Raw genomic sequence first — 21,959 nt, forward strand, 5'->3', positions numbered from 1 at the left:
TGACCATGGCTGATACACGTGTCAATTCGGTTGGCCTGCGCTACGTGCGCGGCCACCTGCAACACATCCCCCGCCCCGACCGCCAGGCCGCCAGCGACATACGCGATTGGGCCTGCCGCCAAGGCCATGACCTGGACCCGGATCAGACCGACGTGGTCACCCTGCACTACAGGGGCGATCAAGCCGTCGTGGTTCAGCGCCTGTCCCTGACCGAAGCGGTGCTGTCCAACTGGCAAGGGGAAAACAGCAAGGATCTGGTCGGCCAGCTTTTCCCTGGCGGCTGGGCCGGCCATCTCCCTGCCCACCCACTACGCATTGTCGAGCGCTTGCCCGACCTGGGGCCATGGGCGCAGGGTGGCGCCTATTCTGTGTTCAACGGGCTGTTTCGCCGCACCGAACCTAGACGCTATGACATCACCACCCATTTACCCATCGACGTCGAGGCCATGCAGCGCTTCGTCTGGGAGCTGGACTTCCATGCCCGTTTCGTCGCCATGCTCGACGCGTATTGGCACGAGGCCAGCGACAGCCACCGACAAGCGCTGCAGATCGGCTTCGTGGCAGCCTGTAACAAGCAGGTCCAGGAAGGTTCGCTCAGCGAGGCAGGCCGACAGATGCTCTGGGAAGCCGCAGGCCTGGCGCCGCGCGCTGACAGCCTGAGGATCAGAGCGCTGAATGTGTATGGCTACGCGGCTACCGACCTGATTGGCATTGCCGACCAGAAGCGGCGCAAGGTCCTGCTCTACCTGCCAGGCAATGCCTCACCCTTCCATGAGTTCGGCAGCCTGGGCGCCATGAAGGACTGGGTCGGTGAACAGTGCCGCGATCCGGAAAAGCGTCAGGCCCTGCGCCGCTATTTTCGGCTGGCCGACACGCCGGATGGGCTCGACTTCAGCGGCTTGGACACTGCGCTTGAGGGGTTGGGCGCCTATCCTGCGATCCATTACCGATCACCCAACCGACCGGGTTTCACTACCGACGGCCCCTGGCCGCCGAAGAAATACGTGTACTACAAACTAAAAAAATACAGCCCGTTGATCGAGGGCGACCTATTCACGGCGCTTACCGAGCGCCAACGCAAGCGCAGCTATGCCGATGCCGACTTCATCATCACCAGTGACCAGGCCGTAACCAAGGCGAAATGGCGCGGGTATCTGGCTACCTCAATCAATTTGCTGGCGCCCTTGGCTATCGTTATGCCGGCACTGGCGCCCATGCTCGCCCTGGCAGGCGTGGCGCAATTCGGGCTTGGCCTGGACCAGGCAATTGATGGCAAAACGCTCGAAGACCAGGCTGAAGGCGTTTCCAACACGGTCTTCGGTCTGCTGAACGCCCTGCCTCTGGCTAGCGAAGCGGCGACGCGCGCCACCGAGCTATTTTCCCTCAAGCGCGTGCGATTCTTTACGCCTGTCCGTTTGAACGATCAGCTGGGTTACCCACTGAGCCCGATCAACCCACCCCATTTTGCAGAACCCGAGATAGGCGCTTTCTTCGACAACGCCATCGAGCCAGTACAGGCTGATGACAGCCCTGTGGCGCGTTCAGTCATACGAATACCGGTCAGCGAGGAAGGGCCTGCGGAGCTGCAGACCGAAGTGGGCGGCTACAACATAACGGTGCTTTACGACAGTGAGCATGACGCTTTCATCACCGAACAGGCCTCGAATGATCTCAACCCGCCCTACTACCAGGCCATGCCCGGGCGACGCAGTTTGATCCGAATCGATGTCACGACACGCCCAGTGACCGATCAGATGCGCTCGGCGACCCTCAAGGGGCTTGGTGTCGATCTGCCGCTACCGATTGAAATGCCCCCCGTCGCGCAGGATACAGTGCACCCGATTCCTAAAACCATCTCCAGCCTTTGGGTTGGCAACAAAGTTATAGCGCCTGAGCTGGTGGATAACCTGGCGGCCAACGCCGAGCGCCTGAGCAACAGCTCGTTCAGTTACCGCTTGTACCTGTCCAAGGCAGACCCCGAGGCGTTCGAGACCAACCGCCAGTTACTCGGTCAGCGCGCGCCCAATCTGCAGGTGCTGCCATTAGAGGACCAGCCCTTCTATGCCCGTTTCAGTGAAAGCCCCCATTTCGAGCAATACCGGGATGCCGTAAACGCCCCCGGGGCCAATTTCTCCTCGGCATCGGACATTTTGCGCTACCCGATGCTACACGCGCAGGGCGGGATCTACATGGATGTGGACGATACGTTGCTTGCCCATCCCGAGGCGCCGGAGGATCCCGCGCGTGCAGCCATAGAGGCTGTGGACCTGGCCACGACCCCGGACGGTTTCATTCTGGGGGACCCGGCAAACAACGACACCCTCGGCATGCATTGCCACTACAACAGCAACATGATTGCCAGCCATCCAGGCAACCCCAACCTGCAAGCGATCAGCGAGGCCATGCATGCACGCTACCAGGCCAATGGGGACTTCTATCAGCATCGGCCAACGACCGACATGCCAGGTTTCAAGGCCTACGCCAGACGCCTGAACCACCTCACAGGCCCAGGAGTGCTCAACGACGTGATCGATCAACATCTCCCCAGGCTTCAACGCTTGCGCCAGCTCTGCAATCTGCAGAGCTTGCCGCAGAGCAAGCCATTGTTTTTGCTTGCAGGCAAAGAAGCGCAAATCAAATCAGCCGTAGAACACGACCTGGCCTTGAACCGTGTTGCCCGCGTAGGCAACTACCATTCCTGGAGCAAACCCTGAAATGCACAGGGCGACTTGCGTCGCCCTGATATTCAGTTGTTGCGGTGCAGTTTGCTCATCAGCTCAGCCTCGGCCTGGGTTAGACCGCAGGTTTCGGTAAGCTCCGACACGCTGGCACCCATGCCGACCAGCCGTGCAGCCTGGGTGAAGGTGACGCTGCTCGGGTCACGCTGCTCAAGCCGCTCCAACCGGTCGGGCAGCGTGGCCACTGCACCGCGCAGCTCATGGATGGCCTCGCCCATGCGCACGGTGACGTTCTGGTAATCATCGAGCCGCTTGCCGAGGTCCTTGATACGCTGGTCGCGCAGGGCATCGCCAATGGCCTGCTGAGCAGCCAGCTCGCGCTGACGCTTGGTGTAGTTCAGGAAGAACCACAGGCTCAAGGCCCACAGCAGGGCCAGTAAAATGACGCCGACCTCGAAAATCAAGTCAGATGTTCTCCAGTTCCGACCACTCTTCCTCGGTCATCATCTTGTCCAGTTCGACCAGAATCAGCAGTTCGCCATTCTTGTTGCACACACCCTGGATAAACTTGGCCGATTCTTCGTTGCCCACGTTGGGCGCGGTTTCAATCTCGGACTGGCGCAGGTACACCACTTCGGCGACGCTATCGACCAGAATGCCGACCACTTGCTTGTCTGCCTCGATGATGACGATGCGGGTGTTGTCGGTGACCTCGGTTGGCATCAGCCCGAAGCGCTGGCGCGTGTCGATCACGGTCACCACGTTGCCGCGCAGGTTGATGATACCCAGCACATAGCTGGGCGCACCCGGCACCGGGGCGATTTCCGTGTAGCGCAGCACTTCCTGCACCTGCATCACGTTGATGCCGTAGGACTCGTTGTCCAGACGGAAGGTAACCCACTGCAGGATCGGATCTTCAGAACCTTGTGCGGACGACTTTTTCATTCCCCTACCCCTTGAAATCCGCCTTTGGCGGTGTGTTCGGTGTGATGTGCGGTTTGGCGTGCAGCTGCTTGACGGCGCCGCTGGCGATCAACTCGGCCAGCTCCGCCACGTCCAGCAGTGCACACATGTGTTCAATGACCGTGCCGGCCAGCCACGGCCGCTGGCCCCGCTGGCTACGCCACTTGATCTCGGACGGGTCCAGGCGCAGCGAGCGGCTGACCTGATGCACAGCCAGCCCCCATTCATAGCCCTGGACAGAAATGACGTATTGCAGGCCCTGCCGGAAATCGTCGCGGTAGCGGTCGGGCATGACCCAGCGCGCGGTGTCGAGCACCTTGAGGTTGCCAGCCTGGCACGTGAGGATGCCCAGGAACCACTCGGGCTGCCCGAACAGCGGCGTCAGCTCGCGATCGGCCAAGGTATAGATCGAGCCCAGGCACACCAGCGGCACGGCCAGGGTCAGGCCGGCCACATCGAACAGCAGGCACTCGAACGGCTCGGCAGCCCAGGCCGGACGCCCATCGACGGTGGCCGGCGGTACGGGCACGTCCGGTGCGGGCAGGTGGACGTCCACCAGAGGCATTGCCGGCGCTACAGTCGGCGTATCGATCAGGACCGGGATGCTGGCCTCTGCCACCACTGCCTGTTCTACTACCGCCACCACCGGCGGCTGCACCGGTATCACGCTAGGCAATACCGCAAGCCTGGGCTCGGCGAACGGCCGTTCAGGTGCGGCAGGTGCCGGTTTTGCCTGGGTGGCCTGGCCTGGCTCGCGCCCATCGCGGGCCTGCTCCTGGCGCACCGCCTGGGCGAAGTCATCTGCCGTGTCTGACGCTGGCAGCGCCTCCAGGGGCTCGGTGGCTTCCTGGAGCAGACCGTCGAGATACGACTGCAGCGCCAACTGAGGCTTGCTGCTCACTTGCCGTGTTTGTGTCATCAGGCCACCTGCGCCGCGGGCGTGTAGGTCAACAAGTGCTTGAGCAGCGCCCGGTAGGCCACCAGCCCGCGGCTCTTGTTGTCGAATTGCGACGGCGTGACGCCCTGGCGGCTCGCATCGCGCAGCCGCGTGTCCACGGGAATATAGCCCTGCCATACCTGTTCGCCGTAGGCATCGCGCAGCAACTTGAGCGTTCCCAGGGAGGCCTGGGTACGCCGGTCGAACAACGTCGGCACGATCTGGTACGGCAGCGCCTGGCGCCGGGAGCGGTTGATCATGGCCAGGGTGCCGACCATGCGTTCAAGGCCCTTGACGGCCAAAAACTCTGTCTGCACCGGGATGACCAGTTGCTGGCTGGCCGCCAGCGCATTGACCATCAACACCCCCAGCAAAGGGGGACTGTCGATCAGTGCGAAGTCGAAGTCCTGCCACAGCTGCGCCAGACTCTTGGCGATGACCAGCCCCAAACCGTTCTGGCCGGGCGATTGCCGCTCCAGTACGGCAAGGGCGGTGCTGGAGGGGAGCAATGATATGCGCTCGTCACTGGTGGGCAACAGCAACTGCCCCGGCAGCCCATCCGGAACGCTGCCCTTGTGCAGGAACAGGTCGTAGCAGCTATGTTCCAGCGCATCGGGGTTATGCCCGAAATAGCTGGTCATCGACCCATGTGGATCAAGATCGACGACGATCACGCGCTTGCCGGCGTCGGCCAGCAGGCCAGCCAGGGCGATGGTGGTGGTGGTCTTGCCGACGCCACCTTTTTGATTGGCTACTGCCCAGACTCTCATCAGGCAAACTCTATCCGTGGGTGAGGCAGGGAGCATGGTGTGCCCGCTGCCTTGCTGGAAAATGAAGGGCTTGGATGGCTGTCGGTCAAGCGCCGCGCGTGGACATCCGCCAATGGGGCGACAGAGAATTGACGAGTCACTGCCCTGCCACCGCTGCTGAGCTTGCCGGTGCACTTTGTGTGCCAGCCCGGCGCAGTGCAGCATCGGGCGTGGCATTGGCAGCACCGGTGCTGGTCAGGCTGCGGCGCACCTCGAGGTTGCGGGATATCACCAGGACCACGCGCCGGTTGCGGGCCCGCCCTTCGGGGGTATCGTTGCCCGTCACAGGCTGATACTCGCCATAGCCCACCGATGCCATGCGCCCGGGGTCCACGCCGCCCATGGCCAACAGCCGGACGATACTGGCGGCGCGGGCCGAGGATAGCTCCCAGTTGGTCGGGTACTGCGCGGTACGGATAGGCTGGTTATCAGTGAAGCCTTCGACGTGCACCGGGTTGGCGAACGGCTTGAGTATGGCCGCCACCTTGTCGATGATGGCAAACGCATTGTCACTGGGCATGGCATCGCCACTGCCGAACAGCAACGAGGAATTGAGCTCGATCTCGATCCACAGCTCGTTACCCCGGATCGTCATCTGATCACCCCTGATAAGGTCGCCAAAAGCGTCGCGCACCTCATCGGCGATGGTCTTGAGCGGGTCGTTGCTGGCGGTCGACACGCCAGCATCAGGCTGCTCGCTGTCCTTGACCAAGGGCTGTGCAGGTCGCACGGCCAACGGGCGCTCATCCCCGATGGGAATGGGCCTCATGCTGCGCTCAGGGTCATTGAACACCCCCAGCAGAGCTTGGGACACCACCTTGTACTTGCCTTCGTTGACCGAGGAAATCGAATACATCACCACGAAAAAGGCGAACAGCAAGGTGATGAAGTCCGCGTAGGACACAAGCCAGCGCTCGTGGTTTTCCGGCTCCTCGGCATGACGGCGGCGACGCATGGGCTACTCCATGAAGCCTTGCAGCTTCAGCTCGATTGAGCGCGGGTTCTCGCCTTCGGCAATGGACAAGAGGCCTTCGAGGAGCATTTCCCGGTAGCGCGACTGGCGCAGTACCAGCGCCTTGAGCTTGTTGGCAATGGGCAACAGGATCAGGTTGGCACTGGCAACGCCGTAGATGGTCGCCACGAACGCAACGGCAATGCCGTTGCCCAGCTGCGCCGGGTCGGCCAGGTTGCCCATGACGTGGATCAGGCCCATCACCGCGCCGATGATCCCGATGGTCGGCGCGTAGCCGCCCATGCTCTCGAAGACTTTGGCGGCCTGCAGGTCACGGCCCTCCTGGGTCAGGAAATCCACTTCGAGGATACTGCGAATGGCTTCGGGCTCGGCACCGTCTACCAGCAACTGCAAGCCCTTGCGCGCGTAGGGATCGGGCTCGCCATCGGCCACCCCTTCCAGTCCGAGCAGGCCTTCCTTGCGCGCCGTCAGGCTCCAGTTCACGACCCGATCAACCCCACCCGGCAGATCGACCCGCGGTGGAAACAGGATCCAGCGCAGGATCTGCAAGGCGCGCTTGAACGAGGAGAGCGGCGATTGCAGCAAGGCGGCCGCCAGGGTACCGCCCAATACAATCAGCGCTGCCGGCCCGTTGATCAGGGCGCCCACGTGGCCGCCTTCGAGGAAATTGCCGCCCACGATAGCGACAAAAGCCAGGATCAGGCCGATCAGGCTGAGCACGTCCATCAGACGCACGCCTCCACCAGGTGCCGGCCAATATCGTCCAGGCTGTACACCGCATCGGCCAGGTTGGCCTTGACGATCGCCATGGGCATGCCATAGATCACGCAGCTGGCTTCATCCTGTGCCCACACCGTGCTGCCCGCCTGCTTGAGCAAGCGCGCCCCTTCCCGGCCGTCCGCGCCCATGCCGGTCAGCACCACGGACAGCACCTTGTCGCCATAGGACTTGGCTGCCGAGCCGAAGGTGATATCCACGCAGGGCTTGTAGTTGAGCCGCTCGTCACCGGGCAGAATCTTCACGGTGCCACGGCCATCGATCATCATCTGCTTGCCGCCGGGCGCCAACAGCGCAAGCCCGGGACGCAGGATGTCGCCATCTTCGGCTTCCTTGACGCTGATGCGGCACAGCTTGTCCAGGCGTTCTGCAAAGGCTTTGGTGAAGGCTGCCGGCATGTGCTGAACGAGCACGATCGGCGCCGGGAAATTGCCTGGCAACTGCGTCAGCACCCGCTGCAAGGCCACCGGCCCCCCAGTCGAGGTGCCGATGGCCACCAACTTGTACGGCTTGCGCTTGGGCGCTGGTGAATGCGCAGCGGCTGGCCTGACGGGCGCGGCGGCGCTTCGCACCGGGGCCGGCCCTGCAGCGCTCGTGGCCGTTGTGGGTGTCGGCGCGGAGGCCGCAGCGGGCGCGGGCGCCGGGCGGGCGTAACTGGTCATGCGGCGGTTGCTACGCGACAGGGTATGCACCTTCTCGCACAGCATCTGCTTGACCTTCTCGGGGTTGCGCGAAATGTCTTCGAAATTCTTCGGCAGGTAGTCTACCGCCCCGGCATCGAGCGCATCGAGCGTGACCCGAGCACCTTCATGGGTGAGCGACGAGAACATCAGCACAGGCGTCGGGCACCGTTGCATGATGTGCCGCACCGCCGTGATGCCATCCATCATGGGCATCTCGTAGTCCATGGTGATCACATCGGGCTTGAGCGCAAGCGCCTGGTCGATCGCTTCCTTGCCGTTGGTTGCAGTGCCCACCACCTGGATCGTCGAGTCCCCCGAGAGGATTTCCGAGACGCGGCGGCGGAAGAAACCGGAATCATCCACCACCAGGACCTTGACTGCCATAAACACTCCGTTAGGTGACGCCCCCGGCCAGGGGGACGCCACCGAGATCAAATACGCCGCGCGGCGTAACGCTTGAGCATGCTCGGGACGTCGAGGATCAGCGCAATGCGACCGTCGCCGGTGATGGTGGCCCCGGACATGCCCGGGGTGCCTTGCAACATCTTGCCCAGTGGCTTGATTACCACTTCTTCCTGGCCCACCAGTTGATCGACGACAAAGCCGATGCGCTGGGTGCCGACCGACAGGATCACCACGTGACCTTCGTGCTGTTCTTCATGCACCTGGCCCTGGACCAGCCAGCGCTTGAGGTAGAACAGCGGTAACGCCTTGTCCCGTACGATCACCACTTCCTGACCATCGACCACGTTGGTGCGCGACAAGTCCAGGTGGAAGATCTCGTTGACGTTGACCAGCGGGAAGGCGAACGCCTGGTTGCCCAGCATCACCATCAAGGTCGGCATGATCGCCAGGGTCAGCGGGACCTTGATGACGATCTTCGAGCCCTGCCCCTTGGCCGAGTAGATGTTGATCGAGCCGTTGAGCTGGGAAATCTTGGTCTTGACCACGTCCATGCCCACGCCCCGCCCAGAGACGTCGGAAATCTCGGTCTTGGTGGAAAAGCCTGGGGCGAAGATCAGGTTGTAGCAGTCCGACTCGCTCAAACGGTCGGCGGCGTCCTTGTCCATCAGGCCCTTTTCCACGGCCTTGACACGCAGCACGTTCGGGTCCATACCTTTGCCGTCGTCGGAAATCGACAGCAGGATATGGTCACCCTCCTGCTCGGCAGACAATACGACGCGCCCTGTGCGCGCCTTGCCCGCAGCCTCGCGCTCATCGGGCATTTCCACCCCATGGTCCACGGCATTGCGCACCAAGTGCACCAGCGGGTCGGCCAGCGCCTCGACCAGGTTCTTGTCCAGGTCGGTTTCTTCGCCCACCAGTTCAAGGTTGATCTCTTTCTTCAACTGCCGCGCCAGGTCACGCACCAGGCGCGGGAAGCGGCCGAACACTTTCTTGATCGGCTGCATGCGCGTCTTCATCACCGCCGTCTGCAAGTCGGCGGTGACCACATCGAGGTTCGACACGGCCTTGGACATGGCTTCATCGCCGCTGTTCAGGCCCAGGCGGACCAGACGGTTACGCACCAGCACCAGTTCGCCGACCATGTTCATGATCTCGTCCAGGCGCGCGGTGTCGACCCTGACGGTCGTTTCCGCTTCGCTGACCGCGTGCTTGTCGGCGCTCGCCGCCGGCGCCCGTGGGGCAGCAGCAGGCTTGGGCGCTGCAGCAGGTGGCGCCGCGCCAGCAGGACGGCTGACTGCCGGCGCTTCGACCTTGGCTGTGGCTGCGGCCTGAACACTGGCAGGTGCTTCGACGCCAGCCACGTCGCCATTGAACTTGCCCTTGCCATGCAGCTGGTCCAGCAACGCTTCGAACTCCTGTTCGCTGATGTCGTCGCCCGTGGTGGCAGGCGCTGGCTCGACAGGCGTCGCAGCCTTGGCTGCGGGCAAGGCATCAGCCTGGAACGTGCCTTTGCCATGCAACTGGTCCAGCAGCGACTCGAACTCGGCGTCGGTGATTTCGTCACTGACCGGCTCGGCCGCGGCAGCCACCGGCTGGGCGGTCACTTCGGCACTGAACTGGCCTTTGCCATGCAACTGGTCGAGCAGCGACTCGAATTCGGCATCGGTGATGTCGTCACCCTGGTCGCTGACGGGCTCGGCAGGCATCTGCTCGGCCGCTGCGGCCTGGGCCTTCACCGCGTCGAGCGAATCGAGCAGCTGCTCGAATTCGCTGTCAGTGATGTCCGCCTCGGTCGCTTGCGGCGCCTGCTGCACAGGCGCGGGCTCAACCGGCACGGGCGCCGCCGGGGCCGGGGCCGCGTCGGCGCTGCCAGGCTCTGCCAGACGCGCCAGGGCTGCCAGCAGTTCTGGCGTGGCCGGGGTCACTTCGCTGCGCTCACGCACTTGGGCAAACATGCCGTTGACGGCATCCAGTGCTTCGAGCACCACATCCATCAGCTCTGCATCGACCCGGCGCTCACCTTTGCGCAGCACGTCGAACACGTTCTCGGCGATATGGCAGCACTCCACCAGCTCATTGAGCTGGAGGAAGCCGGCGCCCCCTTTTACAGTGTGGAAACCGCGAAAAATCGCATTGAGCAAGTCGGCATCGTCAGGGCGGCTTTCAAGCTCGACCAGCTGCTCGGACAATTGCTCAAGTATTTCACCGGCTTCTACCAGGAAATCCTGAAGGATTTCTTCATCGGCGCCGAAGCTCATCAAAGGTGCTCCTTAAAAACCCAGGCTGGATAGCAGATCATCGACATCGTCCTGACCGGACACGACGTCTTCACGCTTATCGGCATGAATCTGCGGACCTTCACCCCGAGTCGGATGTTTTTCTCGATCTTTTTCTGCGCGCAATTGATCCTGGTCATGCTGGATGCCCGCAAAGCGGTCGACCTGGCTGGCCATCATCACCAATTTCAGCAGGTTGCTTTCCACCTCGGTCACCAACGCCGTGACGCGCTTGATCACCTGCCCGGTCAGGTCCTGGTAATCCTGGGCCAGCAGGATGTCGTTGAGATGGCCGGCCACCTTGCGGTTACCCTCAGCGCTGTGTGCCAGGAAACCGTCGACGCGCTTGGCCAGGTCACGAAACTCCGTGGCGTTCACTTCGCGGCGCATGAAGCGCTGCCAATCGGCACTCAGCGCTTTGGCCTCGCTGGCCAGGTCGTTGAGCACAGGCGTGCTTTCCTCGACCAGGTCCATGGTGCGGTTTGCCGCCCCTTCGGTGAGCTTGACCACATAGGACAGGCGTTCGGTGGCGTCGGTAATCTGCGACACCTCCTCGGCCTGGGGTATGGTCGGGTCGATCTGAAAACTGACGATGGCGCTGTGCAGTTCGCGGGTCAGCTTGCCCACTTCCTGGTACAGCCCCCGATCGCGGGTCTGGTTCAACTCGTGAATGAGTTGCACCGCCTCGCCGAACCGTCCGCGCTCCAGGCTTTCGACCAACTCCTGGGCATGCTTCTTGAGGGTCGATTCGAACTCGCCCAATGACGTGTGTGATGAACTCATGGCGCGCCCCCTGACGTGACTCAGCCGTTGACGCGTTCGAAGATCTTCTCGATCTTTTCTTTGAGCACCTGGGCGGTGAACGGCTTGACCACATAGCCATTCACGCCTGCCTGGGCGGCCTCGATGATCTGGTCGCGCTTGGCTTCAGCGGTCACCATCAACACCGGCAAGGTCTTGAGCTTGTCGCTGGCGCGGACTTTGCGCAGCAGGTCGATACCGGACATGCCTGGCATGTTCCAGTCGGTTACCAGGAAGTCGTAATGGCCACTTTCGAGCATCGGCAGCGCCGTCGTGCCGTCATCGGCTTCGTCGGTGTTGGCGAAGCCCAGGTCACGCAGCAGGTTCTTGATGATGCGCCGCATCGTCGAAAAGTCGTCGACGATGAGGATTTTCATGTTCTTGTCCAATTAGACCTCCAAGCAGTCTCAAACGCGCTCGGCCCCGAGCGCGCACTCAATCGATTCGGTACAACGTGGAAAACGGCAACGACGACGGCGGGCTCAACGGGCCCGCCATTCCCCCAGGCGGCTGCGCAGGCGCGCGGCGCATTGGCTGTGCAACTGGCTGACCCGCGACTCGCTGACCCCCAAGACCTCACCGATCTCCTTGAGGTTCAGTTCCTCGTCGTAGTACAGCGCCAGCACCAGGCGCTCGCGCTCCGGCAGGTTGGCGATGGCCTCGGTCAACGCGACCTGGAACCGCTCTTCCTCCAACCCACGGGCAGGTTCGGCCTGGCCGCTGACGCCATCCTCATGCAAGCCTTCGTGCTCGCCGTCCTGCAACAGGTCGTCGAAGCTGAACAGGCGGCTGCCCAGTGTGTCGTTGAGAATCCCGTAATAATCATCGAGGCTCAACTTGAGTTCGGCAGCAACTTCATGATCTTTAGCGTCGCGGCCAGTTTTGGCTTCGACCGCACGCATGGCATCGCTGACCATGCGGGTATTGCGGTGCACCGAACGCGGTGCCCAATCGCCTTTGCGCACCTCGTCGAGCATGGCCCCGCGAATGCGGATGCCGGCATAGGTCTCGAAACTGGCGCCCTTGCTGGCGTCATACTTGTTGGCAACCTCGAGCAGACCGATCATGCCCGCCTGGATCAGGTCCTCGACCTGCACGTTGGCCGGCAGTCGCGCCAACAGGTGGTAGGCAATGCGCTTGACCAGCGGCGCATAACGCTCGATCAGCTCATACTGCGCGTCTTTCGAGGCGCGGCTGTACATCTTGAAGCCGCTGGCGCTCATGACATCGAACCTGCACTGGTCGGCTGCACCAGGCGTTCGACGAAGAACTCCAGATGGCCACGGGGGTTGGCGGGCAGCGGCCAGCTGTCGACCTTCTGCGCGATGGCCTTGAAGGCCAGGGCGCATTTGGAGCGCGGGAACGCTTCGTACACGGCGCGTTGCTTCTGGACCGCCTTGCGCACGCACTCGTCGTAAGGCACGGCGCCCACGTACTGAAGCGCCACATCCAGGAAGCGGTCGGTGACCTTGGTCAGCTTGGCGAACAAGTTACGCCCCTCCTGAGGGCTCTGGGCCATATTGGCCAGCACCCGGAAGCGGTTCATGCCGTAATCACGGTTAAGCAGCTTGATCAGCGCATAGGCGTCGGTGATCGAGGTCGGCTCATCGCAGACCACCAGCAGCACTTCCTGGGCCGCGCGCACGAAGCTGACCACCGAATCACCGATGCCGGCAGCGGTATCGATCACCAGCACGTCAAGGTTGTCGCCGACTTCGCTGAACGCCTGGATCAAGCCCGCATGCTGGGCAGGCGCCAGGTGCACCATGCTCTGGGTACCCGAAGCGGCCGGGACGATGCGCACACCGCCTGGGCCCTGCAGCATCACATCGCGCAGTTCGCAACGCCCTTCGATGACATCTGCCAGCGTGCGCTTGGGCGCAAGGCCCAGCAACACATCAACATTGGCCAGCCCAAGGTCGGCGTCGAGCAGCATGACCCTGCGGCCCAGCTCGGCCAGCGCAAGAGACAGGTTCACTGAAACATTTGTCTTGCCGACGCCACCTTTGCCACCGGTCACGGCGATTACCTGTACGGGATGCATGCTACCCATGTCTGTTCTTTACCTTGTCTCGCTGGGACTCAGGCCACACGAAGGGCAATGCTGCGTATCCCTCGGCATAGCTACCTTGCACACATTTCATTTTCAACCCGCTCGCCGTGGGTTGTGGTAGAGATCAGCGAACATGTCGGCCATGGCCTCCTCGCTGGGCTCGTCCTGCTGCTGCACATTGACCGCGCGGGTGACCAGCTGGTGCCCACGGGGCAGGTGCAGATCGTCCGGGATACGCGGCCCATCGGTAAGGTAGGCCACGGGCAGTCGGAAACTGATGGCAAGGCTCAGGACATCGCCCAGGCTTGCCGACTCGTCGAGTTTGGTCAGGATGCAGCCGGCCAGCCCGCAGCGCTTGTAGCTGTGGTAGGCCGCGGTCAGCACCTGCTTCTGGCTGGTGGTGGCCAGGACCAGGTAATTCTTCGCCGCGATGCCGCGACCGGCCAGGGTATCGAGCTGCATGCGTAACGCCGGGTCGCTGGCTTGCAGGCCCGCCGTATCGATCAGCACCACGCGCTTGCGCAGCAGAGGCTCGAGCGCCGCCGCCAACGACTGGCCGGGGTCGACATAGGTCACCGGCACATTCAGGATTCGGCCCAGGGTCTTGAGCTGCTCCTGCGCCCCGATACGGAAACTGTCCATGCTCACCAGCGCCAGGTTGTGGGCGCCGTACTTGAGCACATAGCGCGCCGCGAGCTTGGCCAGGGTGGTGGTCTTGCCCATACCGGCCGGGCCGACGACGGCAATCACACCGCCGTCCTCGATCGGTTCCACGTCGGGCGTACGGATCATGCGCGCCAGGTGCGCCAGCAGCATACGCCAGGCGTGGCGAGGCTCCTCGATGTCCTTGGTCAGCTCGAGCAATTCACGGGCGATGGGGCCAGACAGGCCAATGCGCTGCAGCCGGCGCCACAACGTGGCCTGCTGCGGCTTGCTACCTTGCAACTGGGTCCAGGCCAGCGACCCCAGTTGCACTTCCAGCAGCTCGCGCAAGCCGGACAGCTCAGAGCGCATGGCATCGAACAGGCGCGGGTCCACCGAGGCCTGGCTGCTTGCGGTGGTGGCCGGCTGCGGGGCGTCAACGTGCGGCTCGACCAAAGGCTCGGCCGCCGTGAGCGACTGACCGGCGAACAGTTGGCGATTGCTGTCACTGCTGTCCGGGCGCTGTTCGAGCTCGGCCTTGGCCGTGGCGATGCGCGTGTGGGTCTTGCGCAGCTCTTCTTCGAGTTCGACGTTCGGTACCCGAGGCGCCAGGGCGGACAGCTTGTAGTCCAGCGCGGCGGTCAGTTCAACGCCGCCTGCGATACGGCGATTGCCGATGATGGCCGCATCAGCGCCCAGCTCATCGCGGACCAGCTTCATGGCCTGACGCATATCAGCGGCGAAGAATCGCTTAACTTGCATTATCCACTACCTCAGCCATTAGGGCCCACGGTGGCAACGATGGTGACTTGCTTGTTGTCCGGTATTTCCTGATACGCCAGCACATGCAAATTCGGTACGGCCAGCCGACCGAAACGCGACAGCATGGCGCGGATCGGGCCGGCCACCAGGAGGATGGCCGGCTGGCCTTGCATCTCCTGGCGCTGTGCGGCTTCGATCAGTGAACGCTGCAGCTTTTCGGCCATGCTTGGTTCAAGAAGCACTCCGTCTTCCTGACCTTGCCCGGCCCTCTGCAGACTATTTAGCAAGATCTGTTCCAACCTGGGCTCCAAGGTAATCACAGGCAGCTCGGACTCAACGCCAACAATGCTTTGCACGATGGCGCGACACAATCCGACGCGCACCGCCGCGACCAGAGCGGCGGTATCTTGACTCTTTGCCGCGTTGTTGGCGATGGATTCGGCAATGCTACGAATATCGCGCACTGGCACCTGTTCTGACAACAAAGCCTGTAGGACTTTGAGAAGGCCTGACAGCGAAATGACACCCGGCACCAACTCTTCTGCCAGCTTGGGCGACGCCTTGGACAAGACTTGCAACAGTTGCTGCACTTCTTCGTGACCGATCAGCTCGTGGCAATGCTTCTGCAGGATCTGGTTGAGGTGAGTGGCCACTACCGTACTGGCGTCCACGACGGTATAGCCCAGCGACTGAGCCTGCGAGCGCTGACCGACGTCGATCCACACCGCCTCCAGGCCAAAGGCCGGGTCGCGGGCCGCGATGCCGTTGAGGCTGCCGAACACCTGCCCAGGGTTGATGGCGAGCTCGCGGTCCGGGTAGATCTCTGCTTCAGCCAGGATTACCCCCATCAACGTCAGGCGATAGGCACTGGGCTGCAGGTCAAGATTGTCGCGGATGTGCACGGTGGGCATGAGAAAGCCCAAGTCCTGGGACAGCTTCTTGCGCACGCCCTTGATCCGCGCCAGTAGCTGCCCGCCCTGGTTGCGATCGACCAATGGGATCAAGCGATAACCGACCTCCAGGCCGATCATGTCGATCGGGGTGACATCGTCCCAGCCCAGCTCCTTGGTTTCGGCCGCCCGCTGCGGGGACGGCAGCAGCTCTTGCTGGCGCTGCGCTTCCTGCTGGGCCTGTACCTTGGTCTTTTGCTGTTTCTTCCATACCAGGTAGGCGCCGCCGCCCGCCATCAGGCCCAGGCTCAGGAACGCCAGGTGCGGCATGCCCGGCACCAGCCCCATGACGATCATGATGGCGCCGGACACGGCCAGGGCCCGGGGCGAGTCGAACATCTGACGGTTGATCAGCTTGCCCATGTCCTCCGAGCCCGAGGCACGGGTGACCATGATGGCTGCGGCGGTGGAGAGCAGCAGCGAGGGCAGCTGCGCCACCAGACCGTCACCAATGGTCAACAGGGCATACACCTTGCCGGCGTCGCCGAAGCTCATGCCATGCTGCAACATACCGATCAGCATGCCACCGATCAGGTTGATGAACAGGATCAGCAGGCCAGCGATGGCGTCACCGCGCACGAACTTGCTGGCACCGTCCATCGAACCGTAGAACTCAGCCTCCTGGGCGACTTCGCTGCGGCGCGCCTTGGCTTGCGCCTGGTCGATCAGGCCGGCGTTCAGGTCGGCGTCGATGGCCATCTGCTTGCCCGGCATTGCATCGAGGGTGAAGCGTGCGCTGACCTCGGAGATACGCCCCGCACCCTTGGTCACCACCACGAAGTTAATGATCATGAGGATGGCGAAGACCACCGCACCGACCACGTAGTTGCCACCGATGACCACATCGCCGAAGGCCTGGATCACCATGCCCGCGGCGCCGTGGCCTTCCTGGCCATGCAGCATGACCACGCGGGTGGACGCCACGTTCAGCGCCAGTCGCAGCAAGGTCGCCACCAGCAGGATGGTGGGGAATGCGGCAAAGTCCAACGGGCGCAAGGCGTACACGCTGACCAGCAGCACCACGATGGACAAGGCGATGTTGAAGGTGAAGAAAACGTCGAGCAGGAACGGTGGTATTGGCAACATCATCATTGCCAGCATCACCAGCAGCAACAGCGGCACGCCGAGGTTGCCCCGTCCGAGACCGGCCAGGTTATGGCGAGCGTTGCTGATTAACTGAGTGCGATCCACCGCGAGTCCTCTTCTTGCAAAACTTTGACGCCTGTCAGGCGACTGGCGCTGCCATTGCAAGAAGCTTTCCAACTTTGTCTGGTGGGGGATTTATATTGCTTGTATCGCCCCTTTTGCAGGCGTATCAGCAAAAGGACTCACCATGCTACGCAATGTCAGCTGTCACGGCGCAGATCGGGTGGAATTGGCAAGTCAGGCTTCAGCGGATCTGGCCGCTTGCCCTTCCCTGCGTGGTACTGACGTATCTGAAAGACGTACGCCAACACCTGGGCCACCGCCAGGTACAGCCCGGCAGGAATTTCATGCTCCACCTCGGTGGAGTAGTAAATTGCCCGAGCCAGGGCGGCGGATTCAAGAATCTGGATGTTGTGCTCAGCGCCAATCTCGCGAATCTTCAAGGCCATGAAGTCGCTGCCCTTGGCCAGCAGCAAGGGGGCCGAATTCCCGTTCTCCGGATCGTACTGCAGGGCGACGGCGTAGTGGGTCGGGTTGGTGATGATCACATCGGCCTGGGGCACAGCCGCCATCATTCGCCGCTGCGACACCTCGCGTTGCAACTGCCGGATACGCTGCTTGACCTCGGGCTTGCCCTCGCTGTCCTTGTACTCGTCGCGCACTTCCTGCTTGGTCATCTTCATTTTCTTGTGCGTTTGCCACAGCTGGAACGGGGCGTCGGCGGCGGCGATCAGCAACAGCCCGGCCGACATCCACAGGGCGCTCCACCCCACCACTTGCAAGCTGTGGATGATCGCCTGCTCCAGCGGTTCGTTGGCGATTGACAGCAGGGCTTGACGGTCGCTGGCGAGCACCGCCACGGCCACCACCAGGATCACGAAGAACTTGGCCAGCGCCTTGAGCAACTCGGTCAGGGCATGCATCGAGAACATGCGCTTGATGCCAGAAAGCGGGTTCATTCGGCTGAATTTAGGTTGCAGCAAGCTGCCGGAGAAGACGAAACCGCCCAGTACGATCGGCGCAACGAAAGACATCACGAAAAGAAGGATCAGAATCGGCTGTACGGCCCAGATGGCCATTTTACCGGAGGTGAGCAAGAACGCCCCCATGGACCGCTCATCGACGATGATCTCGCGGGTCAGGCTGAAGTTCATGCGCATCATTTCCAGCAGGGTCTCGGCCAGATACCCGCCGAAGGCTAGGACGCCACCGGCACCGGCCAGGGTTACCGACACAGTGTTCAGCTCCTTGGAGCGCGCGATCTCCCCTTTTTCCCGCGCATCGCGCTTGCGCTTCTCGGTGGGTTCCTCTGTCTTGTCCTGACCGCTTTCGCTTTCCGCCATTCAACCGGCCCTCGCCAAATCGCGTAGCCACAGCAGCGTTTCGCTGGCCAACGCCTGGTAATGGGACAACACATCGGCAAGGCCGATCCAGAAAATGAGCATGCCCATGACCAAGGTCAGCGGGAAACCAATGGAAAAAATATTCAACTGCGGCGCTGCACGGGTCATCACGCCAAAGGCAATATTGACGACCAACAAGGCTGCGATCACCGGCAGGATCAATATCAGCCCGGCGCCGAACACCCACGCCATGCGCCCCACCAACTCCCAAAAATGAGTGACCACCAGGGCATTGCCCACCGGGAGCGTGGTAAAGCTCTCGGTCAACACTTCGAACACCACCAGATGGCCGTTCATCAGCAGAAACAGCACGCTCACCAGCATGGTCATGAACTGACTGATCACCGTGACGTTGACCCCGTTGCCAGGGTCGACCATCGAGGCGAATGCCATCCCCATCTGTACCGCCACGATCTGCCCGGCGATCACGAAGGCCTGGAACAGCAACTGCAACGCCAGACCGAACATAGTGCCGACGATGATCTGCTCGGCACACAGCAGCGCCCCTTTGAGGCTCAACGGATCGAACGGCGGCAGTGGCGGGAGCGCCGGCACAATGACCACGGTGATCGCCACGGCAACGTACAGGCGCACCCGCGCCGGCAACATGCGCGTGCCGAAGATGGGCATGGTCATCAGCACCGCCGTCACCCTGAACAGCGGCAGGATGAAGGTGGCCACCCAGGTGCCGATTTGCGTGTCGGTCAGCTCAAGCATCGGCGCATCAACCGATGAGCTGGGGGATGTTGGTGTACAGGGTAGTGATGTACTCTATGAACTTCTGTACCAGCCACGGCCCGGCCACGATCAGCGTGATCAGCATCACCAGCAGGCGCGGCAGAAAGCTCAGGGTCTGCTCGTTGATCTGGGTGGCGGCCTGGAACATGGCCACGATCAGGCCCACCAGCAGGCTGGGGACCACCAGCACGGCGACCATCAGCGTGGTCAGCCACAGGGCGTCGCGGAACAGGTCGACGGCTACTTCAGGCGTCATGCACGGCCCTCCCAGGCAAAGTCACACACCACCGAAACTGCTGGCCAGCGTGCCCATGATCAAGGCCCAGCCATCGACCAGCACGAACAGCATGATCTTGAACGGCAACGAGATGATCAGCGGCGACAGCATCATCATGCCCATGGCCATGAGCACGCTGGCCACCACCATGTCGATGATCAGAAACGGAATGAAGATCATGAAGCCGATCTGAAAGGCCGTCTTGAGCTCCGAGGTGACGAAGGACGGCACCAGGATACTCAGCGGCACCTGGTCGGGGCTGGCGATGTCGGTGCGCTTGGACAGGCGCATGAACAGGTCCAGATCGCTCTGCCGGGTCTGAGCCAGCATGAAGTCCTTGAGCGGGCCCTGCGCACGGTCGATGGCCTGCTGGGCGGTCAACTGCTCGTTCAGGTAAGGCTGCAAGGCCGTCTGGTTGATGCGGTCGAACACCGGCGCCATGATGAACAGGGTCAGGAACAGCGCCATGCCGGTCAGAATCTGGTTCGACGGCGTCTGCTGCAGCCCCAGCGCCTGGCGCAGGATGGAAAAGACGATGATGATCCGGGTGAAGCTGGTCATCAGGATGACGAACGCTGGAATGAAGCTCAGCGCCGTCATGATCAACAGGATCTGCAGGCTGACCGAATACTCCTGCTGCCCATCGGTACCGTTGGACAGGGTGATGGCTGGAATCGACAGCGGGTCGGCAGCCAGTGCCAACGGCGCCGCCAACAGCAGCGCCAGGGTGAACAACAGTCGCAGCGCTGCGCTCATCGGGTCTTGTCCTTAGGGTCCTTGCCCATCAGTTCCATTAGCCGCTGGGCGAACTCAGGCGTCGCCTGGCGAGCCCCCTGAGGTACATCCACAGGCTCGGCCAGCACGTGCAACGCTTCGATGCTGCCGGGTGTATGACCAATGAGGATCTGTTCCTTGCCCACCTGCACCAATAGCAGCCGATCACGCGGCCCGATAGCGCGGCTGCCGATGATGTCGATCACCTGACTGCCCTTGACCGCCGAGCCTTGCATCCGGCGCAGCAGCCAGGCGAGCAGGAAGATCAGCCCGACCACCAGCAGCAGGCCGAAGACCATCTGGGCCAGTTGCCCGCCCAGGCTTCCTGGCGGGTTGGCCGGTGTCGCGGCAGGCGTGGCGGCGGCCAGGCATACCTGGCTGGCCAGTGCCGCGGCCGCCGCTGCGATGACGCGCACCCTGGCCTTCATCAACGCAGCTTCTTGATGCGTTCGCTGGGGCTGATCACGTCCGTCAGGCGGATGCCGAACTTCTCGTTGACCACCACCACTTCGCCATGGGCGATCAGCGTGCCATTGACCAGCACATCCAGGGGCTCGCCTGCCAGGCGGTCCAGCTCGATCACCGAACCCTGGTTGAGCTGCAGCAGGTTGCGGATGTTGATTTCGGTGCTGCCCACTTCCATCGAGATGCTCACCGGGATGTCGAGAATCACATCCAGGTTCGGGCCTTCGAGGCTGACATTGGCATTGGGCTTGGGCGAGCTGGCGAACTCTTCCATCGGCAAGCGACCGGGCCCCTGATTCTGGCTGGTATCGCCCAGCAGCGCATCGATGTCGGCCTGGCCGGCCGCACCGGTTTCTTCCAGCGCAGCAGCCCACTCATCGGCGAGCGCCTGGTCCTCTGGAGAGGTGATCTCGTTTTCGTTAGCCATGATTTCCTCGACAGGCATTCAATTCGTTGGGAGCGGCCGCCATCAGCGGCGTTCGACCGGGTCGATGATCTGCAGCGCCAGGTTGCCCTTGTGCGAGCCCAGGCGCGCCTTGAATGCCGGCACGCCGTTGGCGCGCAGCACAAGGTGCTCGGGCAGCTCGACCGGGATGACGTCCCCGGGCTGCATGTGCAGGATATCCCGCAGTTTGAGCTGACGCCTGGCTACCGTGGCCGTTACCGGCACGGCAACATCAAGCACGTCCTCACGCAGCGCCTTGACCCAGCGTTCGTCCTGGTCGTCCAGGTCGGACTGGAAGCCGGCGTCGAGCATTTCACGTACCGGCTCGATCATCGAGTACGGCATGGTCACGTGCAGGTCGCCCCCGCCGCCGTCGAGCTCGATATGGAACGTGGACACCACCACCGCCTCGCTGGGGCCGACGATGTTGGCCATGGCCGGGTTGACCTCGGAGTTCATGTACTCGAAGTTCACCTCCATAATCGCCTGCCAGGCTTCCTTCAGGTCGATGAAGCACTGATCCAGCACCATGCGCACTACGCGCAACTCGGTCGGGGTGAACTCGCGGCCTTCGATCTTGGCGTGCCGGCCGTCCCCGCCGAAAAAGTTGTCCACCAGCTTGAACACCAGCTTGGCGTCGAGGATGAACAGCGAGGTGCCGCGCAGCGGCTTGATCTTGACCAGGTTGAGGCTGGTGGGCACGTACAGCGAATGCACGTACTCACCGAACTTCATCACCTGCACGCCGCCCACGGCCACATCGGCCGAGCGGCGCAGCAAGTTGAACATGCTGATGCGGGTGTAACGGGCAAATCGCTCGTTGATCATCTCCAAGGTCGGCATGCGGCCCCGGACAATACGGTCCTGACTGGTCAGGTCATAGCTTTTGATACTGCCGGGCTCGGATACACTTTCAGTCTGCACCAGGCCATCGTCGACGCCATGCAGCAGGGCATCGATCTCATCCTGGGACAGCAGGTCCTGTACGGCCATTGCGTG

At 62.4% G+C, this 21,959-nt stretch carries 22 protein-coding genes; 1 reads left to right on the forward strand and 21 read right to left on the reverse strand.

Translation table 11 applies throughout. The features are described 5' to 3' along the window. The first annotated feature begins 5 nt into the window (after positions 1 to 5). Positions 6 to 2,714 carry a dermonecrotic toxin domain-containing protein gene (locus tag B2J77_RS13965; RefSeq protein WP_058639149.1) on the forward strand — a complete coding sequence of 903 codons (2,709 nt, stop codon included), beginning with the start codon at positions 6 to 8 and terminating at the stop codon, positions 2,712 to 2,714. A gap of 32 nt (positions 2,715 to 2,746) precedes the next feature. On the opposite strand, the gene B2J77_RS13970 is transcribed toward B2J77_RS13965, so the two are convergent. The 21 genes from B2J77_RS13970 to fliM form a co-directional block, all read right to left on the reverse strand. Continuing rightward, positions 2,747 to 3,142 carry a DUF2802 domain-containing protein gene (locus B2J77_RS13970; protein ID WP_058639114.1) on the reverse strand — a complete coding sequence of 132 codons (396 nt, stop codon included), beginning with the start codon at positions 3,140 to 3,142 and terminating at the stop codon, positions 2,747 to 2,749. 1 nt (position 3,143) lies between these two features. Then, complete coding sequence (locus tag B2J77_RS13975; RefSeq protein WP_003254393.1) at positions 3,144 to 3,623, reverse strand: chemotaxis protein CheW; 480 nt, start codon at positions 3,621 to 3,623, stop codon at positions 3,144 to 3,146. A gap of 4 nt (positions 3,624 to 3,627) precedes the next feature. After that, the gene (locus B2J77_RS13980) at positions 3,628 to 4,560 is read right to left on the reverse strand and encodes a CheW domain-containing protein (RefSeq protein ID WP_058606086.1); all 933 of its coding nucleotides are present in this window, start codon (positions 4,558 to 4,560) and stop codon (positions 3,628 to 3,630) included. After that, positions 4,560 to 5,348 (reverse strand): ParA family protein, encoded by a 789-nt coding sequence (locus B2J77_RS13985; RefSeq protein ID WP_058639115.1) that lies wholly within the window; start codon positions 5,346 to 5,348, stop codon positions 4,560 to 4,562. Before B2J77_RS13985 ends, B2J77_RS13980 begins: the two co-directional genes overlap by 1 nt. Positions 5,349 to 5,484: 136 nt before the next feature. Further along, on the reverse strand, positions 5,485 to 6,342 hold the full coding sequence (gene motD, locus B2J77_RS13990) for a flagellar motor protein MotD (protein WP_058639116.1): 858 nt from the start codon (positions 6,340 to 6,342) through the stop codon (positions 5,485 to 5,487). 3 nt (positions 6,343 to 6,345) lie between these two features. Beyond that, the gene (locus tag B2J77_RS13995) at positions 6,346 to 7,086 is read right to left on the reverse strand and encodes a flagellar motor protein (RefSeq protein WP_027915963.1); all 741 of its coding nucleotides are present in this window, start codon (positions 7,084 to 7,086) and stop codon (positions 6,346 to 6,348) included. Further along, positions 7,086 to 8,204 carry a protein-glutamate methylesterase/protein-glutamine glutaminase gene (locus B2J77_RS14000; RefSeq protein WP_058639117.1) on the reverse strand — a complete coding sequence of 373 codons (1,119 nt, stop codon included), beginning with the start codon at positions 8,202 to 8,204 and terminating at the stop codon, positions 7,086 to 7,088. The genes B2J77_RS13995 and B2J77_RS14000 overlap by 1 nt, the downstream gene beginning before the upstream one ends. 47 nt (positions 8,205 to 8,251) lie before the next feature. Then, positions 8,252 to 10,486, reverse strand: a complete 2,235-nt coding sequence (locus tag B2J77_RS14005) for a chemotaxis protein CheA (RefSeq protein ID WP_078478880.1) — start codon at positions 10,484 to 10,486, stop codon at positions 8,252 to 8,254. 12 nt (positions 10,487 to 10,498) lie between these two features. Then, complete coding sequence (locus B2J77_RS14010; RefSeq protein WP_023533920.1) at positions 10,499 to 11,287, reverse strand: protein phosphatase CheZ; 789 nt, start codon at positions 11,285 to 11,287, stop codon at positions 10,499 to 10,501. A gap of 20 nt (positions 11,288 to 11,307) precedes the next feature. Further along, positions 11,308 to 11,682: a chemotaxis response regulator CheY gene (locus B2J77_RS14015; protein WP_167339335.1), complete on the reverse strand. Its 375-nt coding sequence runs from the start codon at positions 11,680 to 11,682 to the stop codon at positions 11,308 to 11,310. 105 nt (positions 11,683 to 11,787) lie between these two features. Then, the gene (fliA, locus tag B2J77_RS14020) at positions 11,788 to 12,528 is read right to left on the reverse strand and encodes an RNA polymerase sigma factor FliA (protein ID WP_023533945.1); all 741 of its coding nucleotides are present in this window, start codon (positions 12,526 to 12,528) and stop codon (positions 11,788 to 11,790) included. Next, complete coding sequence (gene fleN, locus B2J77_RS14025) at positions 12,525 to 13,358, reverse strand: flagellar synthesis regulator FleN (RefSeq protein WP_023533996.1); 834 nt, start codon at positions 13,356 to 13,358, stop codon at positions 12,525 to 12,527. Before fleN ends, fliA begins: the two co-directional genes overlap by 4 nt. Before the next feature lie 93 nt (positions 13,359 to 13,451). Next, a complete protein-coding gene (gene flhF, locus B2J77_RS14030; RefSeq protein WP_058606081.1) occupies positions 13,452 to 14,762 on the reverse strand; it encodes a flagellar biosynthesis protein FlhF in 1,311 nt (436 codons plus the stop codon). Positions 14,763 to 14,773: 11 nt separating this feature from the next. Further along, positions 14,774 to 16,903: a flagellar biosynthesis protein FlhA gene (gene flhA, locus B2J77_RS14035; protein ID WP_058606080.1), complete on the reverse strand. Its 2,130-nt coding sequence runs from the start codon at positions 16,901 to 16,903 to the stop codon at positions 14,774 to 14,776. Positions 16,904 to 17,058: 155 nt separating this feature from the next. Further along, positions 17,059 to 18,201: a flagellar biosynthesis protein FlhB gene (flhB, locus tag B2J77_RS14040; RefSeq protein ID WP_078478881.1), complete on the reverse strand. Its 1,143-nt coding sequence runs from the start codon at positions 18,199 to 18,201 to the stop codon at positions 17,059 to 17,061. Further along, entirely contained in the window at positions 18,202 to 18,978 is a 777-nt protein-coding gene (fliR, locus tag B2J77_RS14045) for a flagellar biosynthetic protein FliR (protein ID WP_058606076.1), read from the reverse strand. It abuts the gene before it with no gap. A 7-nt stretch (positions 18,979 to 18,985) separates the two neighbouring features. Next, positions 18,986 to 19,255: a flagellar biosynthesis protein FliQ gene (gene fliQ / locus B2J77_RS14050; protein ID WP_078478882.1), complete on the reverse strand. Its 270-nt coding sequence runs from the start codon at positions 19,253 to 19,255 to the stop codon at positions 18,986 to 18,988. Positions 19,256 to 19,276: 21 nt separating this feature from the next. Then, positions 19,277 to 20,032 carry a flagellar type III secretion system pore protein FliP gene (gene fliP, locus B2J77_RS14055; protein WP_023533994.1) on the reverse strand — a complete coding sequence of 252 codons (756 nt, stop codon included), beginning with the start codon at positions 20,030 to 20,032 and terminating at the stop codon, positions 19,277 to 19,279. Continuing rightward, positions 20,029 to 20,478 (reverse strand): flagellar biosynthetic protein FliO, encoded by a 450-nt coding sequence (gene fliO, locus B2J77_RS14060; RefSeq protein WP_058639121.1) that lies wholly within the window; start codon positions 20,476 to 20,478, stop codon positions 20,029 to 20,031. Before fliO ends, fliP begins: the two co-directional genes overlap by 4 nt. Further along, positions 20,478 to 20,942 carry a flagellar motor switch protein FliN gene (gene fliN, locus B2J77_RS14065; protein ID WP_023533974.1) on the reverse strand — a complete coding sequence of 155 codons (465 nt, stop codon included), beginning with the start codon at positions 20,940 to 20,942 and terminating at the stop codon, positions 20,478 to 20,480. Before fliN ends, fliO begins: the two co-directional genes overlap by 1 nt. Before the next feature lie 42 nt (positions 20,943 to 20,984). Continuing rightward, entirely contained in the window at positions 20,985 to 21,953 is a 969-nt protein-coding gene (gene fliM, locus B2J77_RS14070) for a flagellar motor switch protein FliM (protein ID WP_058639122.1), read from the reverse strand. Positions 21,954 to 21,959 lie beyond the last annotated feature (6 nt).

Origin of the sequence: Pseudomonas parafulva (assembly GCF_002021815.1) — a bacterium.
GTDB lineage: Bacteria > Pseudomonadota > Gammaproteobacteria > Pseudomonadales > Pseudomonadaceae > Aquipseudomonas > Aquipseudomonas parafulva_B.

What these genes read in the sequence shown, in the direction of transcription:
- fliM (WP_058639122.1), bottom strand. Translation starts at nt 21,953, where the DNA reads ATGGCCGTACAGGACCTGCTGTCCCAGGATGAGATCGATGCCCTGCTG.
- B2J77_RS13980 (WP_058606086.1), bottom strand. Translation starts at nt 4,560, where the DNA reads ATGACACAAACACGGCAAGTGAGCAGCAAGCCTCAGTTGGCGCTGCAG.
- B2J77_RS13965 (WP_058639149.1), top strand. Translation starts at nt 6, where the DNA reads ATGGCTGATACACGTGTCAATTCGGTTGGCCTGCGCTACGTGCGCGGC.
- B2J77_RS13995 (WP_027915963.1), bottom strand. Translation starts at nt 7,086, where the DNA reads ATGGACGTGCTCAGCCTGATCGGCCTGATCCTGGCTTTTGTCGCTATC.
- B2J77_RS14000 (WP_058639117.1), bottom strand. Translation starts at nt 8,204, where the DNA reads ATGGCAGTCAAGGTCCTGGTGGTGGATGATTCCGGTTTCTTCCGCCGC.
- fliR (WP_058606076.1), bottom strand. Translation starts at nt 18,978, where the DNA reads ATGCTTGAGCTGACCGACACGCAAATCGGCACCTGGGTGGCCACCTTC.
- fleN (WP_023533996.1), bottom strand. Translation starts at nt 13,358, where the DNA reads ATGGGTAGCATGCATCCCGTACAGGTAATCGCCGTGACCGGTGGCAAA.
- B2J77_RS14005 (WP_078478880.1), bottom strand. Translation starts at nt 10,486, where the DNA reads ATGAGCTTCGGCGCCGATGAAGAAATCCTTCAGGATTTCCTGGTAGAA.
- B2J77_RS13985 (WP_058639115.1), bottom strand. Translation starts at nt 5,348, where the DNA reads ATGAGAGTCTGGGCAGTAGCCAATCAAAAAGGTGGCGTCGGCAAGACC.
- B2J77_RS14010 (WP_023533920.1), bottom strand. Translation starts at nt 11,287, where the DNA reads ATGAGTTCATCACACACGTCATTGGGCGAGTTCGAATCGACCCTCAAG.
- motD (WP_058639116.1), bottom strand. Translation starts at nt 6,342, where the DNA reads ATGCGTCGCCGCCGTCATGCCGAGGAGCCGGAAAACCACGAGCGCTGG.
- flhF (WP_058606081.1), bottom strand. Translation starts at nt 14,762, where the DNA reads ATGCAAGTTAAGCGATTCTTCGCCGCTGATATGCGTCAGGCCATGAAG.
- fliO (WP_058639121.1), bottom strand. Translation starts at nt 20,478, where the DNA reads ATGAAGGCCAGGGTGCGCGTCATCGCAGCGGCGGCCGCGGCACTGGCC.
- fliA (WP_023533945.1), bottom strand. Translation starts at nt 12,528, where the DNA reads ATGAGCGCCAGCGGCTTCAAGATGTACAGCCGCGCCTCGAAAGACGCG.
- fliN (WP_023533974.1), bottom strand. Translation starts at nt 20,942, where the DNA reads ATGGCTAACGAAAACGAGATCACCTCTCCAGAGGACCAGGCGCTCGCC.
- flhB (WP_078478881.1), bottom strand. Translation starts at nt 18,201, where the DNA reads ATGGCGGAAAGCGAAAGCGGTCAGGACAAGACAGAGGAACCCACCGAG.
- B2J77_RS13975 (WP_003254393.1), bottom strand. Translation starts at nt 3,623, where the DNA reads ATGAAAAAGTCGTCCGCACAAGGTTCTGAAGATCCGATCCTGCAGTGG.
- fliQ (WP_078478882.1), bottom strand. Translation starts at nt 19,255, where the DNA reads ATGACGCCTGAAGTAGCCGTCGACCTGTTCCGCGACGCCCTGTGGCTG.
- fliP (WP_023533994.1), bottom strand. Translation starts at nt 20,032, where the DNA reads ATGAGCGCAGCGCTGCGACTGTTGTTCACCCTGGCGCTGCTGTTGGCG.
- B2J77_RS14015 (WP_167339335.1), bottom strand. Translation starts at nt 11,682, where the DNA reads ATGAAAATCCTCATCGTCGACGACTTTTCGACGATGCGGCGCATCATC.